The organism is Streptococcus hyovaginalis DSM 12219, assembly GCF_000420785.1.
Taxonomy (GTDB): Bacteria; Bacillota; Bacilli; order Lactobacillales; family Streptococcaceae; genus Streptococcus; species Streptococcus hyovaginalis.
Map to the genome: position 1 here is coordinate 101785 of NZ_ATVP01000003.1, position 19163 is coordinate 120947.

Sequence of the window (19163 nt, forward strand, 5' to 3'; positions counted from 1 at the left end):
AATACAAAGTAAAGGAAAGTTATGTCTAGAAAATTAATTACCATTAACCAAGTTAGTCAATATGTGGGAGAAGAAGTCACTATCGGTGCTTGGGTTGCTAATAAGTCTGGGAAAGGGAAAATCGCCTTTTTGCAACTTCGTGATGGAACAGCCTTTTTCCAAGGTGTTGCCTTTAAACCAAATTTCTTCGAAAAGTTTGGCGAAGAAGCAGGTGCTGAAAAATTTGACACTATCAAACGTCTCAGTCAAGAAACATCTGTTTACGTGACAGGGATCGTCAAAGAAGATGAGCGATCAAAATTCGGCTACGAGCTGGATATTACTGATATTGAGATTATCGGTGAGTCTCAGGATTACCCAATCACACCAAAAGAGCACGGAACGGATTTCTTGATGGATCATCGTCATCTGTGGTTACGATCACGTAAACAAAATGCGGTGCAACAAGTCCGCAATGCTATCATTTATGCGACATATGAATTTTTTGATCAAAACGGCTTTATCAAGTTTGATAGCCCAATCTTGTCTGGAAATGCAGCAGAAGATTCAACAGAGCTTTTTGAGACAGATTATTTCGGTCAACCAGCCTACCTGAGCCAATCTGGTCAGCTCTATCTTGAAGCGGGCGCTATGGCTCTTGGCCGTGTCTTTGACTTTGGGCCTGTTTTCCGCGCGGAAAAATCAAAAACCCGCCGTCACTTGACAGAATTCTGGATGATGGATGCGGAGTATTCTTTCCTTTCACATGATGAGTCGCTTGATTTGCAAGAGGCTTATGTTAAGGCCCTCATTCAAGGTGTGATTGACCGTGCGCCACAGGCTCTTGAAACGCTTGAGCGTGATGTGGATGCCCTCAAACGTTATATTGCCGAGCCATTCAAACGTGTGTCTTATGACGATGCCATCTCGCTCTTGCAAGAACACGAGGCAGATGAAGATACGGACTATGAACACCTTGAGCACGGAGATGACTTTGGTTCACCTCATGAAACTTGGATTTCAAACTACTTTGGCGTACCGACCTTCGTGGTCAACTACCCAGCTAGCTTTAAGGCTTTCTACATGAAACCAGTTCCTGGTAATCCTGAGCGCGTGCTCTGTGCGGATTTGCTAGCTCCAGAGGGCTACGGAGAAATCATCGGTGGCTCCATGCGTGAGGATGACTATGATGCCTTGGTTGCTAAGATGGATGAATTGGGCATGGACCGCTCAGAATACGAATTCTACCTTGACCTTCGTAAATACGGTTCTGTACCGCACGGTGGCTTTGGTATTGGTATCGAGCGTATGGTAACCTTTGTGGCAGGTACTAAGCATATCCGTGAAGCCATTCCATTCCCACGGATGTTGCACCGTTTGCACCCATAAACACCTATAGCTAGTGTCAGAGTTTTGAGAAGAGTCTTCTATTTCCCAAACAATCTGACATAGCTGATGTCTAACTTGTTTGTGTTTTGCGGAGCAGGTCAGCACGATAGATGAAAATGCTCATCTTATCAAAAGAAGATGACTTTAGGGATGTTTGTCTCTTCAAATGGTCGCAGTCATCATTAGTATTTAAGATGCGAAAAACACTAATTATGATTAAAAAATGAACCGTCGTGTGGCGGTTCATTTTTGTGTCTGTTGGTTATTATGACTGATGGATTCGTCGATTTTTAGGACTTTCGATATGATGTCGGTCATTTCTTCGGGGCTTTCCTTGCCTCCAGTTGCCACCCAGTATGATATTAAGCTTTCGATGCTGGCTAGATAGACTTGTAAGCCATAATGATAGGGAACACCGTAGTGATTGATGATGATATCTTGTGCTTGGGGGAAACTTAAAATGACATCATATGCAAAGTCTTTGATACTTTTTGAGAAATTCACATATGCTGTTTTGGCAATGACTTGAAAAAAGTCAAAATCATTTTTAATATAAGTAAAAGTATCCACAAGAGTGGTATGGGTATCTTTTTCAATATTGCCCTGGGTCAAGATATGGTATAAGGAGTCTAAATTATCTTGCTTCAGTTGTGCCATCATATCGTATTTATCCTTGTAATGAAGATAAAAGGTGCTGCGATTGATACCTGCTTTTCGGGTAATATCTGAAATGGTTAGATCCTCAAAACTTTTTTCATTTAGAAGGTGGGTTAGGGCTTCTTTAATATAGGTCTTAGTTTCGGTATGTCGTTTGCTCATAGAGTTCTTCCTTTTTAAATCAACACATTGTTGAGTTTTGTTCTTGAACTTTCATTAGCTAGATTATATAATACCTGTAAGATTAAATCAACACCGTGTTGCTTTTATTAGGTGTAGACTATTATTAGATAAGTGAGTGAATGAATTATGGCTTATATTGAAATGAAGCATTCTTATAAACGTTACCAAACAGGTAATACTGAAATTGTGGCTAACCGTGATATCAATTTTGAGATTGAAAAAGGGGAGCTCGTGATTATTTTGGGGTCATCTGGTGCCGGAAAATCAACAGTTCTTAACATTCTAGGCGGTATGGACACTAATGATGAGGGGCAAGTTATCATTGATGGGAAAGATATTTCCAACTATTCTGAAAAAGACTTGACGACCTATCGTCGCAATGATGTCGGATTTGTTTTTCAATTTTACAATTTAGTTCCTAATCTTTCCGCTAAAGAAAATGTGGAGTTAGCTTCAGAGATTGTTCCAGATGCTTTGGATGTGGAGAAAACCTTGGCGGATGTGGGTTTAGCTGAACGTATGGATAATTTCCCAGCACAGTTGTCTGGAGGAGAGCAGCAGCGTGTTTCCATCGCTAGGGCCTTGGCAAAGAATCCCAAGCTCCTACTCTGTGATGAGCCGACAGGTGCCTTGGACTATAAGACAGGTAAACAAGTTCTCAAAATCCTCCAAAATATGTCGCGGGAAAAAGGGGCTACAGTGGTCATTGTGACCCATAACTCTGCCTTGGCTCCAATCGCTGATCGTGTGATCCATATGCATGATGCCAGTGTGAGTGGGATTGAGATCAATGAAACACCGCAAGACATTGCGACTTTGGAATATTAGGAGGCGATCATGTCTAAGAAAACCTACTGGAAAGATATTTGGAAGTCGATAGGCTCTTCTAAAGGACGCTTTCTATCCATCATGCTGCTCATGATGTTGGGTGCTTTTGCCTTTGTGGGGCTCAAGGTGACGACACCAGATATGCAGCGCTCAGCAACGGCCTATCTTGATCAGCAAAAAACAATGGATCTGACGGTGATTGGATCCATAGGCTTAGGAGATGCGGATCAAAAAGAACTATCAGCTATAAAAAACTCACAAGTTGACTTTGGTCAAATGGCAGACGTCACGATTAAAGATAGTGGTGATGCCATTCGTATCTTTTCAGAGCCTAATCAGATTTCTCAAGTCAAGCTTGTCAAAGGAAAACTCCCTAAGACTCGCAAGGAAATCGCTCTGGTCTCCACCCTTCAGGATGACTACAAGTTAGGGGATTCTTTTAGCATCAGTCAAACAGATGAAGGGATTCTGAAAGAAGAGAGTTTTACGGTTACAGCTTTTGTCAATTCGCCAGAGATTCTTTCGACCACCAATCTCGGTACCTCAACAGCAGGTGATGGCAACTTGGTGGCCTATGCGGTGACTGTAGCAGATGCCTTTGATAGCGATGTGCCGACCTTGGCGCGAATCCGTTATAATGATTTGCAGGGATTGTCGTCTTTTGATGCGGATTACAAGGATGCTCTAAGAGATAAGCAGGATCAGTTGGATAAGTTATTGGAGGATAATCCAAAGGAACGATTGGCTGAAATCAAAGCCGATCCCCAGGACGAGATTGATAGCAATCAAGCCAAACTTGATGAGGGACGTCAAGAACTGTCAGACAATCAAAAACAATTGGATGAGGCTAAAAAAACCTTATCAGACCAGACGGATTCTCTTTCTCAATTGCCTCAAGAGCAAGCTCAAATGGCACAAGCACAGATAAAAGAGGCACAAGCTGATTTAGAGAAAAAGCAAGATGATTTGGACAAGGCTAAGGCAGAATTGGAACAACAAGCCAAGGACCTAGCGGAAGCACAAGCTGATCTAGATAGCTTATCGGAGCCAAGCTACTCTAGCTATACTCGAGAAACATTGCCTGGAGGTAATGGCTACGAGGTATACGACTCAGGTTCAGAGAGTGTAGCACAGATTGGTAACCTCTTCCCTGTTGTTCTTTATCTGGTTGCTGCCTTGGTAACCTTTACCACCATGACGCGCTTTGTGGATGAAGAGCGCAATAACTCTGCTATTCTTAAGGCCTTGGGCTATAGCAACCGAGATGTCATTCGAAAATTTGTTATCTATGGCTTGATAGCTAGTTTTACAGGAACGATTCTAGGTATTTTGGCAGGTCATTATCTTTTACCACCTGTCATTGCGGATATTATGACCAAGGATACCACGTTACCCAAGACTCAGTATGATTTCTTTTGGTCTTATAGTGTCATTGCTCTATTACTTGCTTTAGTTGCAGCCGTTTTACCTGCTTATCTCATCGCGAGACGCGAACTTAGTGAAAAGGCAGCTCAGTTGCTATTACCTAAACCACCCGTTAAAGGGTCAAAAATCCTACTAGAACGTTTTCGTCTTCTGTGGGATAAAATGAGTTTTACGCAAAAGGTAACAGCACGCAATATTTTCCGCTACAAGCAACGCATGCTTATGACCATATTTGGGGTGGCGGGATCAGTCGCGCTCTTATTTGCGGGATTAGGGATCCAATCTTCCCTATCGCAGGTAGTTGATAACCAGTTTGGGCGTTTGACACCTTATGATATGATGGTGGTTGAAGATAAAGATGCTAGCAAAGATGAGCAAGAGAGTTTAGCGAAAACCTTACAAGGATCAGCTATTTCAGACCAACAAACTATCTCATTTGCCAATCTCTCTGCCGTTGTTCCTAATGAAAGCCAGCATCAAGCAGTGTCGGTATTAGTGAGTGACCGGTCTGATTTTGGTGATTTTATCCATCTTTACGAAACTAGCACTGGTGATAAGGTTTCTATTCCTAAAAATGGTGTTTTGCTCTCGCAAAAGCTAGCTTCGTTTTACCAAGTTGACAAAGGAGATAAGATAAGCCTAGAAGATGCAGATGGTAAAGCCTTTAAAACTCGTGTGGCAGGTGTTATTGAGATGAATGCTGGTCACTATGTAATCATGTCTCAGCAAGTCTACCAAAAAGACTTCAAGAATCTAGAAGTCTCGCCAGCTCATTTGGTTAACCTCAAGTCGTCTTCTTCACAAAAGGTTAAAGATCAGGCTAGAGAATTGTTAACCTTACCAGCTGTGGCAGCTATCGCTCAAAATTCCTCTCTTGTAGACACTGTTAACTCTGTAGTGGCTTCCTTGTCTGGCGCCATGACCATTTTAACGATTGTTGCAATCTTATTGGCTATTGTCATTTTGTATAATTTGACTAATATTAATGTGGCTGAGCGTATTCGCGAATTGTCAACCATAAAAGTACTAGGCTTTTACAACAAAGAAGTTACTATGTACATTTACCGTGAGACCATCATCTTGTCTATCATAGGGATTTTGGTCGGCTTAGGTTCTGGCGTTTTCCTCCATAAGATCATCATGGGCATGATTGGGGGTAATGACATTCTCTTTGGTACCCAGGTTGATTGGCTGGTATATGCTGCCCCTGTTACGGTAGTGGTAGTCATTTTAGTTGTTCTAGGCTGGCTGGTCAATCATATCTTGAAGACGGTTGACATGCTAGAAGCATTGAAATCAGTTGATTAATTGAACATCATCATCTTAATATTTACTTACCAGGTTGAAGAAGGGCTCATGGGAACTTTTCTTCAACTTTTTTCATGCTCGAAATGCTTTTTCTTTTATTTTCTTGAGAAAGATGGACATGCATAGAGAAGCGATTTGTATAGCTTTATCACCGTTTCATTATTACAAAAGTAACCACTCTTAAAAATAAAAATGTGGTTACCTGTTTATTTCTCAGAAAATCTATGTTAAAATAGAGTAAGATTAGAACATGGAAATATTAGAAAGAAGGTAGGTATGACGAAAAATTATCAAAAAAAGCTTTCAGAGATCAAGGAGCAGTTTGCTCTTGATGTCGATGTCGGTCTCAGCACAGAGCAAGTGGAAAGACTTAGAGACCAGTATGGGAAAAATGTGCTAGAAGAAACGAAAGGCAAGTCTGCTCTTGAAATTCTTTTTGAAAATCTTAATAATATCATTGTTTACTTATTAGGCTTTGCCATGATTCTCTCCGCTTTTATGGGGGAATGGGTTGAAGCAGGAGCAGTTTTTTTAGCTCTATTAATCTCTATCTTGACAGGCTTCTTTGTAGAGTTAAAAGCCCAGAAGTCAGTGGATGCTTTACAGGATATGGTCAGCACGCATGTTACCGTATTACGTGATGGTGGGGAGACCGAGATTGATTCTGCGGAATTGGTTCCGGGAGACATCATCATCTTACATACAGGTGATGCCATCGCCGCAGATGGTCGCTTGATAGAAAGTAATAATTTAGCAGTTATTGAATCCGCTTTGACTGGTGAATCCGAGGCTGTTGATAAGGATGCTGAAGCTACCTTTAATGATGACATTCCTGTCGGTGATCGCCTCAATATGGTTTTTTCAGGAACAGCTGTCACACGGGGACAGGGCAAGGCTATCGTCACTGATACAGGAATGGCTACAGAGGTTGGTAAAATATCCGACCTCATGTCCGGCAACAAGTCCAGCGAGACGCCTTTGGATAAAGAAATCTCTAAACTAGGTAAATCTTTAATCATCTTGGCCTTTATTGCAGCAGCATTGGTTGTGATTATTGGGCTTATCAATGATCAAAGTTTCTCAGATATTCTGCATATCGCAATTATTTTAGCGGTAGCAGCTATTCCCGAGGCTATGCCGGCTGTGCAGACCATTACCTTATCAAATGGGATGAAGACCATGTCACAACACCAGGCCCTAGTCAAAACCTTGTCGGCTGTTGAAACCTTGGGCTCAACCTCTATCATCGCCAGTGATAAGACAGGTACTTTGACAGAAAATCAAATGATGGTCGAAATGCTGATCACTGCCGATGGAAAATCTTATCAGGTTTCAGGAACAGGCTATACACCAGAAGGCCAAATCAGCTATGAGGACCAAGTACAAGAAGTCGCTATTGATCAGATTTTTCTTCAAGAGTTTTCTGATGAGGAGGAGGACCTACTCAAAGCCAGTCTGCTTCAAGGGTTTTTATCAAGTAATGCTCGTCTTGAAAAAGCCTCCGACACAGAGGGAGAATACCTCATCAAAGGTGATCCGACTGATGGCGCTTTGAAAGTCTTAGGTTATAAAGCAGATCTTACTCCTGAAAAAGTAGACGACTACGGACTTGTCAGGGTCAATGAAATTCCTTTTGATTCTGAAAATAAATACATGGCTGTGGTTTATCAGTGGCCAGATAGTAGCCACCGCTTTATCTTGAAAGGTGCTCCAGATGTTCTTTTAGATATGGTTGAACCGTCTGAGGCTCAGCTCGATTTTTGGCAAGATAGCATCGAAACCATCGCGGAAAAAGGCATGCGTTCCTTAGCTTTAGCTAGTGGTGAATTATCAGATGAGGATGTGGCTGCGGTTAAGGCAGACATGCCAGCTTGGCTAGAGAAAAATGGCCAGTCCTTAACCCTAGTCTCACTCTTTGGGATTGTGGATCCGCCGCGTAAGGATGTGGCTGACTCCATTCAACAGACCCAGGATGCAGGTATTCGTGTTAAGATGATCACGGGAGATCACCCTAAGACAGCATCCATGATTGCCAAAGACATTGGTATCGCTAACTGGCAGAATACTATGACGGGTGCAGAAATTGATCAAGAACATGATCAAGCAGGTTTTATTGACCGGGTGCATGACACAGCAGTCTTTGCCCGTGTATCACCAGAAAATAAATTACAATTGGTGAATGCCTTACAAGAGCATGGTGAAGTGGTTGCCATGACAGGAGATGGGGTTAATGATGCACCAGCTCTTAATGGTGCTGATATTGGTGTTGCTATGGGGATTAGAGGAACGGAAGTAGCTAAAGAGGCTTCTGATATGATCTTGACGGATGATCGTTACTCGACCATTGTCGATGCTGTTCGAGAAGGGCGCATCATCTTTGAAAATATCAAAAAATACGTGTCCTTCCTCTTTGCCTGTAACATGGTAGAAATCAGTGCTATTCTCTTTACGATTATCTTCGTGCTTCCTATGCCAATCCAGCCGCTTCATATTTTATGGCTTAATCTCTTAATTGATGTGGGGCCAGCCATCGCCTTGGCTTATGAAAGCGCTGAAGAAGATGTCATGACCAAACCACCGCGTGATCCGAAAAATGGTTTGGTCAACAGGAACTTTCTGTTACGTATTATCATCAGTGGTTTAATCATTGGTTTGGGGGCCTTTCTCCTCTTTAGCTATCTGCACCTCTGGGAAGGTCAGGATTTAGCTTATGCGCAAACAGCGACCTTTACCTACATGACGGTAGCACAGCTTTGGCATATCTTTAATGTGAGGCGCTCCGGAGGATTTGGATTGGATCGCACTCTCTTTAAGAATAAGCTTTTAGTAGGTGCATTGATTTTCAGTCTTATTCTTCAAGCTGCTGCAATTTATCTGCCTTTCTTTAATACCGTTCTTCATACAAAGCCATTGCGTGTAGAGACACTATTAATGATTTTAGCTAGCAGTGCTGTAGTGACAGCTTTAATCTATCTTCTAACAAAACTTTTTAGACAGTTTCGAAAAAAGACGGTGTCTTAAAAGAGCATCGTTGTAACGATTAGCAATCCAAGTTCCTTTTTGGGACAAGGGTTGCTATTTTTGATGTCTCAATAGCTGAGTTAGTTTCCTTACAGTTTGAGGGTAATTTTCCCTCATTTTAACGAGGTAAGAAAAAAGAGTAAAAATATGCCAAAGAATGGGGTTTCCTCTTGCATTATTTTGAGATAAGGAGTACTATAACAATATAGTAATAACTAGTAATACCTTACTAGCTAATTTTAGAAAGGCGGCAATGATTATGGCTAATATTACAATTTTTGGTAAAGGTAAAATGGGTCAAACCATTGGAGGCTTATTGGAATCTGGTGGTCATACGATTGACTACATTGACTTAGAAGGCTTGCAAGGTCGCAAAGTGGCAGACATTGTTATTCTTGCGGTTAGATATGATGCCATTGCTGGTTTGATTGAGGAAAATAAAGAGCATTTTGTTGGTAAGATTTTGATTGATATTTCAAATCCTGTTAACTTTGAGACCTGGGATGAGTTGGTAGTTCCAGCTGGTACCTCATCAGCAGAGCAAATCGCTGAAGAGTTGCCAGATACCAAGGTTATCAAAGCCTTCAACACCTCATCAGCCATGATGCTCCAAACTAAAAATGTGGGTGAGGGACATATACCAGTCGTTCACATGGCCTCTGACCATGACGATGCTAAGAAAGTATTGACAGACATTATTGCTTCCACTGGACTTGATTCTGTGGATGTTGGTGATTTGAAACGTGCGCGTGAAATGGAAGCTCTCGGCTTCTTGCAAATGCGCTTGACCAAAGATCAAAAAGTCAGCCCAACTGGTGGTTACTTGTTGATTAAGTAATGCCATTAAAGTGATGATAGGCCTCCATAGAGTTTGTCAACTCACTATCCTCAAAAGCTGCTGATAAAATTAGCTTAAAGCAAGGGTTCATTAGAAATTCTTGTTTTAAGCTTTTTATTTTTGGACAAGTAAAAACTCCTGAAAAGAGTTTATCCTTTCTAGGAGTTTGGGGATTATATACTACAAATCATAAGGGAATGCAGTTCGCTAAGGGACTAAAAGCTGAGGATATTATAAAAAAGTGTGGTTAATGAATAACATACTTTGATAACTGATTAAGGTGTAGAGATAAAGAGTTGCTGGTTTGGAGAGTAGTGTAATCCAGCAGAATTTTTTGAGAGACATTTTACTGAGTCCTGCGACCATACAAAGAAAATCATCAGGAAATCCTGGCAAGACAAAGGCAGTTATCAGGAAAAATTCGAAGCCGCGTCCCTTGTCTAGTTTTGCTATATATTTGTCATAAGTGTTCTCTGAAACGAAAGATTTGGCGAATTTATCACCATATCGTCTGGCTAAGCAGAAACTAAGGAGCGATCCTGCAAAGATACCCAAAAAATTATAAATAAATCCATAGAATGGTCCAAAAACAGCATGACCGATAACACAAGTCATTCCACCTGGGATGATAGGATAGATTACTTGAATGATTTGCAGAAGAATAAAAATCAGAGGGCCAAAAATTCCTAAGTTCATAATAAAGGATTGGAAGGGACCTCCAATCGTAAAGAGATGGCTATGTGTTTTTATATAGTAAATACTTAACACAGTGATTATTATTCCTGCAACACTGACTAGTTGAATCAATTGCCTATTGGACAAAGATTGGCTTGATTTTGGCATACCAGAACCCCTGTTGACTTTCCGTATTTTAGATTATGATAACAATATTACGGGAGTCTTACATCAGTCTTAAGGCTGAATAGTAGTAAGATTATTAAAAATAGATAGAGATGACGGATAATATGTTCAAACCCTAACCAAAATGGTTAGGGTTTTAAAGGTGTTTACAAATCGTTATAAGAACCTTGGAAAGTTGTTCCATGGCTGATATCACCATATTGATAGCCTCTATCAAACCAACGTTGACGCTGTTCAGATGTTCCGTGTGTAAAACTATCTGGGACTGTTCGACCGTAAGCTTCTTGCTGAAGTGTGTCGTCTCCGACAGCGTGGGCGGCTTGCATGGCTTCTTGGACATCTCCTTGCTCAAGTAATCCTTCACCTTTGACATAGTTAGCCCAGGCACCCGCATAATAGTCGGCTTGCAACTCCAAGCGAACGTTTAATTGGTTGGCCTCAGCTTTTGACAATCCTTGGCGAGCCTTATTGTACTCGGTCATGGTGCCTAGTTCGTTTTGAACGTGGTGACCAACCTCGTGAGCGATAACATAAGCCAAAGCAAAATCACCTGCTGCACCGTAACGGTTAGAAAGTTCATCATAAAAACTGAGGTCTAAATAGACTTTTTCATCTGCTGGGCAGTAGAAAGGACCAGATGAGGCTTGCCCAACACCGCAGGCAGTTGTTGTCTGATCAGTATAGAAAACAAGCTCTGGTTCTGTGTAGTTTCCGTAACCTTCTGCTTGAAACTGTTGATTCCAGTAATCTTCTGTAGATCCTAAAACCTTACTCACAAACTCTGCATCTGCATCGCTAACAGTGGTGTCCTTTTGTTTGGTGATTTGATTGGACTGATAAGACTGACTATTACCACCTGTAAAGATCCCAGAAAGGGTGGCACCACCTCCGAGTAGGACAAGGAGAAAGATCATTAGGAGCTTACTTTTCCAAGATCCTCTTGAGAAGAGAATGGATAGGAGGGCGCCCCCTCCTACGGATCCACGACTGGTTCCATAAGATGGCTGACCTCGTCGATCGTCAATATTTTTACTTTTACGTAAATTATCAATTTTCATAATGCTTATCCTTTACTTTTTCATCTACTGTCATTGTATCAAAAGTCTGTCTAAATAGGTCTCTTTCCGCCATGAAATACTAGGAATTTTTGTTATAATGAGAGCAGATTACTAATTTAGGAGACATGATGCAATTATTTTATACTCCGATTTCAACTGATTTGACTGAATTACTCACACAAAAAGCTAACCAATATATGACTGAGGGAAAGCGAGTCTTTTATATTGCCCCCAACTCGCTGTCTTTTGAAAAAGAACGGAAGGTTTTAGAGTACCTACCTCAAAAAGCGACTTTTCAGATGTTGGTCACGCGCTTTGGTCAAATCCCTAATTATTTTATCCTACCTAAAAAAGGGGAAGGTGAAGCCCTGGATGATTCGGGGCTTAGCATGCTCTTGTATCGTGTTCTACGACAATTACCTGATCAAAAGCTACCTGTCTTTGGGCGTGTTCAATATGATCCGGGGTTTGTTGAGCAACTTCTGGATCTATACAAAGAATTCGCTAAAAGCCAACTAAGCCTTGATGATCTTGATGTTTTGGTTGATAAAAATTCCCCATTAGACAAAGTCTCAGAGTTAAAACTGATTTTAGGGGATTTCTTAGGGGAGCTGGATAAGGAAGAGTTGGCATCAGACAGTAAGTTACAATTTTTCTTACGGTCTTTATCAGGTGATGCCTTAGATGATCAACTCAAAGATGTGGTTTTTATCATTGATGGGTTCACGCGTTTTTCTGAAGAGGAAGAACGTCTCATCGAGCACTTACACCCCAAAGCTGCCGATATCATCATTGGAACTTATGCTAGTGAGAAGGCCTATCAAGCACATATGCTGTCGGGAAACGTGTACGAAGCCTCTGTTTCTTTTTTAAGAGATTTAGCTGTACGATATGGTGTTAAACCTAGTCCCCTAGGTGGCGCAAAAGACACGCTATTTTCAAGGGTTTCTACGGCCTTTGAGCAGTCTTACACCTTTTTGGCAGAAGACAAGCACCCGGCCTGGACAAAGGCAGAGAAAGAGGCTTTACAGATCTGGGAAGCATCCAATCAGAAAAATGAGATTGAAGCCGTTGCTAGGGACATTCGTCGCAAAATGAGAGAAGAAGGAGCTGATTACAAAGATTTTCTTCTGTTATTAGGTGACGAGTCCTCCTACCAACTGCCTTTGGCGCGTATCTTTGCACAATTTGACATTCCCTTTTACTGGGGACGCTCAGAAGCCATGGTTAATCACCCATTAGCGCATTTTTTGATGACTTTGGAACGTATTGTGACCTACTATTTTCAGCGAGATGATGTTTTAAACTTGATCAAATCTGGTCTTTTTGGCAAATTTTCTCAGCGGGACGTGGATGTCTTTGAAGACTATTGTCATTTTGCAGATATTTCAGGGAAACACTTTCAGAAGCCTTTCAAACACAACAGCCATCAGCGCCTTAGAGAGGCTAATGGTGAGACAATAGAAGTAGCTAAATATGATTTGGCGCGATTAAATCAGATACGAAAGCAGATCATTAGCCCACTTCTCAAACTAATGACAGACCAAGATGATTGTGATCTCTTTGGCGTACTAATGACTTTCTTTGGTGACATTGATTTGGTGTCCAATTTTAAACATTTGGTCAGAGATACTACTGTTCAAGAACTAGAGCAACACGAGCAAGTTTGGAAGAGCTTTGTCAGTTTATTAGAGCAGGCAAGGCGCATCTTTAACAAACATGAGATGTCTATACCAGAATTGATCACCCTCTTATCAGATGGCCTGAAAAGTAGTCACTACCGTACAATTCCAGCAACCGTAAATGTCGTCAAGGTGCGTTCCTATGATTTGATTGCTCCTCACTCCAGTCCCTATGTTTATGCGATTGGGTTGACACAGGCCCATTTTCCTAAAATTGTCCAAAACAATAGCCTTCTGTCCGATGCTGACCGTCATATCATTAATGAAAGAACAACGAGTACGGGGCGTTTAGAGATTGTAACAAGCGATAACCTTAAAAAGAACCATTTTGTTGCCATCTCTCTTCTCAATGCGGCTGAAAAAGGCTTGGTTCTGTCTTATCCTCAGTTGATCGGTGAGAGTCAAGATACTGTTTCTCCTTATTTGAAGCGTCTTGTTGAACAGTTGGGACTACCTCTGACAAAAAAACAAAGGTCTCTTCAAACGATTGAGCCCGATGATCTCGGATCTTATAAGGAAGTGCTCGCTCGCTTGGTGGTGCTTAATCGTTCGCAATTGTTAGATCGCCTCTCACCTGAGGAGGTGACTTACTGGAGTGTTCTCGGGCGCGTGATTAGCAAAGAGCTTGCTACTAACAGTATTAAGCGAACTGCCATTTCGAAAGAGGTGTCCTCTCGACCTTTGTCACAGGATGTTTTAGAGGTCCTCTTTCCTCGTGAAAAGCCAGTCTCCTTGTCTGCATCTAGCTTGGCGCGTTTTTACAATAATCAGTACCTCTATTTTGTTGAGAAGGTCTTAGGGCTTCAACAACAAGAAAGTATCCATCCAGATGCGAGAAGTCATGGTAACTTTTTGCATAAGGTGTTCGAACGCGCTCTGGCTAACCAGGAAGTGGGCTCTTTTGATGATAAATTAGAAGCAGCGTTTAGTGAGACGCGGGAAGATCCTACTTTTAACGCCATTTATACGAAAGATCAAGGCAGCCTCTATTCGCGGGAACTTCTAGAAGGAATCGCTCGTGCAACAGGATCACTGTTTGGGCACAATGATCATATCCGTGTGAGCAGACAGGAAGCCCCTTTTCAATTGTCCTTAGCGGGTTCTAGTCATCCCTTAAAGAATCGTGAGATCGTCGTCACAGGGATTATTGATCGTGTGGATCAACTTTATACAGGAGATCAGCCAGTTGCCTACGGCGTCATTGATTACAAATCGAGTCATCAGCGCTTTAGATTAGACGATTTTTACAATGGTTTGAGCCCACAATTGATGACCTATCTCCTCGCCTTACAAGAAGGTAAAGACCGACAAGGCAACACCTTGTTTCCTCGTTTGGATTATTTTGGAGCCATGTACTTGCAGATGCAAGAACCTTCGGTGACCTTAAAAGAACTTTCGGCATTTGGTAAACTTCCTCAAAAAATTAAGGAAGAGTTGCGTTATGATGGTTTATTTCGTGAAGAATTTTTAGACTTTCTTCCACAACAAGATTATAAGTACAGTCGGAACCGTCAAGCAGTGGTTTATGATGAAGCCGAATTAGCAACTCTAATCGCTTATGTCAAATGGCAGTACCAGCAAGCAGCAGAAGCCATTTTACGTGGGGAGTTTGCTATAAATCCTTACACAAGAGATGGCAAGACAGTATCAGGAGAGCAGCTGAATGCCCTAACGGGATTTGAAGCAGATCTGCATTTAGGACAATCTCGACGGTTGGAGACACTGACCGCAAATCCTTCTCAAAAGCGGCAGCTAATAATGAACAAAATTCAAGAGACAGTGAATGAAAATGGAGGTGATTTCCGTGTTTAAGCCCTATTTAAAACCGGAAGATGTCTTGGCTCTGCAAGAAAAGGAGCAGGAGCTTCCTCAGGGTGTTCAGCGCAGAACACCTGAGCAAATTGAAGCCATCTATAGTCATGGTCAAAATATCTTAGTATCTGCTTCCGCTGGTTCTGGTAAGACCTTTGTTATGGTTGAGCGCATTGTTGACATGATAATGCGAGGGGTCAATGTGGATCAACTTTTCATCTCAACATTTACCGTTAAGGCGGCGACAGAGTTAAAAGAGCGGCTTGAAAACAAACTGCAAAATGTTCTGGCTAGCACCGATGATCAGGCCCTACAAGCTCATTTAACCTTGCAATTGTCTCAAATTCAGACAGCAGATATTGGGACGATGGATGCTTTTACGCAAAAATTGGTGACGCGATATGGGTACTTACTAGGAATTTCACCACGGTTTTCAATCTTGCAAGATGAGACGGAGCAAGTGATGCTCAAGGATAAGGTTTTTGACGATTTATTTGAAAGGTATCGGACAAGTTCTCATCATCAAACGGTCTTTAATGACTTGGTGAAAAACCTGACGGGACGCGCTAAATCAAACCGTGCTTTTCGTGACGTGGTCTATCAGCTCTATGCCTTTTTGCAAGCCACAGATGATCCTCAAAAATGGTTAAGAGATGTCTTTATTAACCGCTCCGCTTATGAAGCTAGAAGTTACTATCCCAAGAATGCCTTGGAAACTGTTGCTGGCGACCTTGAGCAAGCACGACTCTATTATCAAACGGTATTGAGTCAGCTAAAAGTGGCTTTGGGACAAAGACAGATGGGATTGGCACACGAAAGTTTAACACAGATCGCTTTTAAGGCGACTGTACTTGGTGCTAAAAGTGACTATGTTGAAGCGATGACTCTGCTGGAGCGCTATAAAAATATTGCTGTGGATCCATCACAGGTTAGTGCTGATACGCTACTAGCAATAGAGGCTAATATAGAGGCTTTACTCAATCGTCCGCCTAGTCTGACCAAAGCAGGAAAACTAGACAAGGTTTCAAATCAAGTACAGACCTTGGCTGGTCAAAAAGTTTCCTTATTGAAGTTGTTACACCAAGGGGAGATGGCAAAATTCGTTGACCTTTTTGATCAAATTGGTTTTGCAGCAACACATCTAAAAACCTATCAACTGGATCATTTTTTAAACCACTACCGTTTTTCAGATTTGACAGAAGATGATATTATTCCCAGTGATATCACAGTCATTGAGCGCCAATTAGATGCCTTATTTGGTCAGATAGATACTTGCTTACAGGAGATGTTAGACGATGTGAGTCAGGTATCTCCTGAAGATTTTGAAACGCAATTTGTATCATTAGAGGAGGCCTTCCATCAGCATTTTGACCGTTTCTTTACGAAAAAAGAGTGGGAAAGCCAGTTTCCTAACATTCAAAGCTTTCAGCGACTTTATGCGATGATTAGCATTATCTATGATGAACAGCCTAAAGCTATTCCCTTATTAGAGGTGCTAGTGGCCTTTCTAGGGGATTTTAGTGAGCAATATTTTGCTTTGAAAGTTCAGGAAGCTAATCTTGAATTTTCAGACATTGCACATGTGGCGATTAGGATTTTAGAAGAGCGTGACACTGTCCGACAAGCCTTTCAAGAACAGTATGTTGAAGTCATGGTTGACGAATATCAAGACAATAGTCCTATTCAAGAACGTTTGATGGAGCTCTTAGCCAATGGGCATAATCGTTTTATGGTGGGTGATGTGAAGCAATCAATTTATCGCTTTAGGCAGGCTGATCCCATGATCTTTTTGGATAAGTTTACCCTTTACCAATCGGATCCTCAAGCTGGGAAATTGATTGTTTTAAAAGAAAACTTTCGTAGCCATCAAGAGGTTGTAGCAAGTGTCAATATGGTGTTCAGTCATCTGATGGATCCAGATCTCGGTGAGATCCATTATGATGCCAGTCAAGAACTTGTAGCAGGAGATCCTAAAAAACAAGTAGCATCTCCTGAACACAAAACACGCTTTTTAATTTATGACTCTTCGCAGGACGCACAAGAGGATGTCACCAGTTCAGAAGACGCTCCTGAAACGGAGCTTTCAGCAGGTCAGATCGATCTGGTTATTCACGAAATAATGGCTTTGAAAGCTGCGGATGCGGACTTTGATTTCTCTAGTGTAGTCTTATTGGTTCCCTCACGAACACGAAATACAAGTATTTTGAAGCGTTTTTCAGAAGCAGGTATTCCCTTGGTGGCTGATGATGGCGTGATGAATTATCTGAAATCAACAGAAGTTATGATTATGCTAGAAACCTTGCGCACGATTAATAATCCTTTGAATGATTATGCGCTGGTTTCGCTTCTAAAATCCCCTATGTTTGCCTTTGATGAAGATGATCTAGCTCGGATCGCTGTTCAAAACCAAAAGAATCGGATGAGTGATTTCTACCAGAAAGCCTTGCAGGCTCACCAAAAAACTGGCGACCACCCTGAACTTATTTCAGCGGGGCTTTTTCAAAAATTAGACCAGTTTTTAAATTGCCTCAATTCTTGGCGCGACTACGCTAGAACACACTTGATCCATGAGTTGATTTGGAAAATATACAATGAGCGCTTCTATCTAGATTATGTTGGCGCCTTGCCTAATGGTTTGCAGAGGCAAGCGAATCTTTACAGCTTGGCACTGCGCGCTCATCATTATGAACAAAATGGTTATCGTGGTCTGACGCGATTCATTGCCAAGATTGATCATATTTTAGAACACGACCATGATTTGGCTGATGTCGTGGTAGCCCTCCCTAAAAATGCTGTGCGCTTGATGACCATTCACAAGAGTAAGGGCTTGGAATTTGATTATGTTTTTGTTCTCAACTTAGACCAAAAATTTAATCTCAAAGAGATCTCTCATGCCAAGGCAATTGCTCATCCCAAGCAGGGAGTAGGTATACTTTACCAAGCTGATTTTACTAATGATGAGCGTTTGACTCAGTTCTCTGGACTTCCTCTCAAGGTGAGTATCGAAACATTGCCTTTTCAAACGAACAGAGATCTGATCTTGAGGGCTAGTCTTTCAGAGGAAATGAGGCTCTTATATGTTGCTATGACTCGGGCAGTTAAGCAATTGTACTTGGTAGGGACTGCTCAAAAAACAGATCACATTAGTTCTAGTGATTACCAAGAGCCTGTATTACCTCTAGGGTTACGCGAGAAGGGACGTTCTTTCCAAGACTGGCTTCTAAGCTTATACAAAGCCTATCCTCAAGCTTTTTCACAAGTTATTGACGTTGTTTATGACACGGTGGCAGCTCCACAGATGTCAGAGGAAACGACTCTTGATTTAGAAGACTTACGGTCTAATCGGCAATCTGAAGACATTGTCAAGGCTCTCGACAATCTGAAACAAGTTCAAGCTTATAACGATTTACATGCTGCGGGTATAGAATTGCCTAGCTTAAGAACGCCTAGTCAGCTTAAGAAAGCCAAGTTGTTCGACCAGGAAAGTGTTGAACTGGCTGCTGTGAGTTCGGCTTCGACAGAAAAGGTCTTACCGGATTTTCAACTGCCAGATTTTGCAGCTGATAGGCCACTAAGTTCTGTGGAACTAGGATCTGCCCTACATCATCTCATGCAACGCTTAGACTTGACCCAAAGAGTAACGGCTAATCGGATCTTACAGGAGCTACATCAGATGACGGATAGGCGTGACATTTTAGACAAAATGCCAGTCCGCAAAATTGAGGCATTCTTTGAAACCTACTTGGGACAAGAGTTTCTGGCTCATCGCGAGCAACTTCATCGTGAAGCTCCTTTTGCGATGTTAACAGATGATGTGGCTAGTGGTGAATCTTTTGTGATTCGTGGGATTATAGATGGTTACCTCCTCTTGGGAGATAGCGCTATTTTATTTGATTATAAAACAGATAAGTATCAGGACAAAGAGGTCATCGTTGATCGCTACCGCGACCAAATGGCACTGTATGAACAAGCCCTAAAACAAGCTTATTCTATTAAAACCATTGAAACCTACCTCATTTTGTTTGGAGGTGAGCGTTTGGAGGTCGTCTTGGTTGACTGATCTTAGAATATTATGTTGTTGGTGATGACCAAGGCTATTAGTTTTGACAGGGCAAAACTTTT

The 19163-nt window shown here is 41.7% G+C and carries 10 protein-coding genes; 7 read left to right on the top strand and 3 right to left on the bottom strand.

What is annotated here, in order from left to right:
- Positions 1-21 precede the first annotated feature (21 nt).
- Positions 22-1368, top strand: a complete 1347-nt coding sequence (gene asnS / locus G574_RS0102815) for an asparagine--tRNA ligase (protein ID WP_029690875.1) — start codon at positions 22-24, stop codon at positions 1366-1368.
- 243 nt (positions 1369-1611) lie between these two features.
- On the opposite strand, the gene G574_RS0102820 is transcribed toward asnS, so the two are convergent.
- Positions 1612-2187 (bottom strand): TetR/AcrR family transcriptional regulator, encoded by a 576-nt coding sequence (locus tag G574_RS0102820; protein WP_029690876.1) that lies wholly within the window; start codon positions 2185-2187, stop codon positions 1612-1614.
- Positions 2188-2334: 147 nt separating this feature from the next.
- On the opposite strand from G574_RS0102820, the gene G574_RS0102825 reads away from it, so the two are divergent.
- From G574_RS0102825 to G574_RS0102840, 4 genes are all read left to right on the top strand, one after another.
- The gene (locus G574_RS0102825) at positions 2335-3036 is read left to right on the top strand and encodes an ABC transporter ATP-binding protein (RefSeq protein ID WP_017769187.1); all 702 of its coding nucleotides are present in this window, start codon (positions 2335-2337) and stop codon (positions 3034-3036) included.
- A 9-nt stretch (positions 3037-3045) separates the two neighbouring features.
- Positions 3046-5769: an FtsX-like permease family protein gene (locus tag G574_RS0102830; RefSeq protein WP_029690877.1), complete on the top strand. Its 2724-nt coding sequence runs from the start codon at positions 3046-3048 to the stop codon at positions 5767-5769.
- 276 nt (positions 5770-6045) lie between these two features.
- Entirely contained in the window at positions 6046-8790 is a 2745-nt protein-coding gene (locus G574_RS0102835; protein WP_029690878.1) for a cation-translocating P-type ATPase, read from the top strand.
- Positions 8791-9049: 259 nt separating this feature from the next.
- Complete coding sequence (locus tag G574_RS0102840; RefSeq protein WP_029690879.1) at positions 9050-9628, top strand: NADPH-dependent F420 reductase; 579 nt, start codon at positions 9050-9052, stop codon at positions 9626-9628.
- 231 nt (positions 9629-9859) lie between these two features.
- Here G574_RS0102840 and G574_RS0102850 read toward each other — a convergent pair whose 3' ends face one another.
- Together G574_RS0102850 and ypfJ are read right to left on the bottom strand one after the other, a co-directional pair.
- Positions 9860-10471, bottom strand: a complete 612-nt coding sequence (locus tag G574_RS0102850; protein WP_017769171.1) for a TVP38/TMEM64 family protein — start codon at positions 10469-10471, stop codon at positions 9860-9862.
- Between the two features lie 164 nt (positions 10472-10635).
- A complete protein-coding gene (ypfJ, locus tag G574_RS0102855; RefSeq protein ID WP_029690880.1) occupies positions 10636-11547 on the bottom strand; it encodes a KPN_02809 family neutral zinc metallopeptidase in 912 nt (303 codons plus the stop codon).
- Positions 11548-11675: 128 nt separating this feature from the next.
- Between ypfJ and rexB the strand changes: the two genes are divergently transcribed.
- Positions 11676-15041: an ATP-dependent nuclease subunit B gene (rexB, locus tag G574_RS0102860; RefSeq protein ID WP_029690881.1), complete on the top strand. Its 3366-nt coding sequence runs from the start codon at positions 11676-11678 to the stop codon at positions 15039-15041.
- On the top strand, positions 15013-19101 hold the full coding sequence (gene addA, locus G574_RS0102865; RefSeq protein WP_029690882.1) for a helicase-exonuclease AddAB subunit AddA: 4089 nt from the start codon (positions 15013-15015) through the stop codon (positions 19099-19101). The genes rexB and addA overlap by 29 nt, the downstream gene beginning before the upstream one ends.
- The last annotated feature ends 62 nt before the right edge of the window (positions 19102-19163 follow it).